Below are 378 nucleotides of genomic sequence, written 5' to 3'. Positions count from 1 at the left end.
AACAGCCTCTCCTACTTCAGGTGTCATGAATGCCTTTTTCACGTGATGGACTATCCGATTGTCTTCGGTCATCCAAACTTTGAATTTTTCGTTCTGGGCTATGACTACCTTGACACCCACTAGCAAATCTATTTTTTGTTCCAAAGCGATAATGGCGCTGGCAATTGCATCTTTGTTTTCACGCTCTCCGAATATAGTTCTAACGGCGTTAAGTATTAGTCTGCTAATTACGCCGGACACAACCCCGCGAAATTTATAGCTTATTTTAACTTGGCTCTCATTTAAGACTCTTAATGCCTCATCTATCCTTTCGTCTTTTAACTCATAATACCAAGAGCAGTGATCGTCGCCGACCATGGTGTAAATAATATAATCCGA

1 protein-coding gene is annotated in these 378 nt (G+C 41.0%); it reads right to left on the bottom strand.

What is annotated here, in order from left to right:
- Nucleotides 1-378 (bottom strand): hypothetical protein (locus AC0L3B_RS38605; RefSeq protein WP_473382884.1); only part of this gene is annotated, 378 nt, incomplete at both ends.

It is taken from the genome of Bradyrhizobium sp. Kon56 (assembly GCF_055807635.1).
Note: the sequence above shows the minus strand (reverse complement) of the source record. Positions and strands in the feature narration are given on the sequence as shown.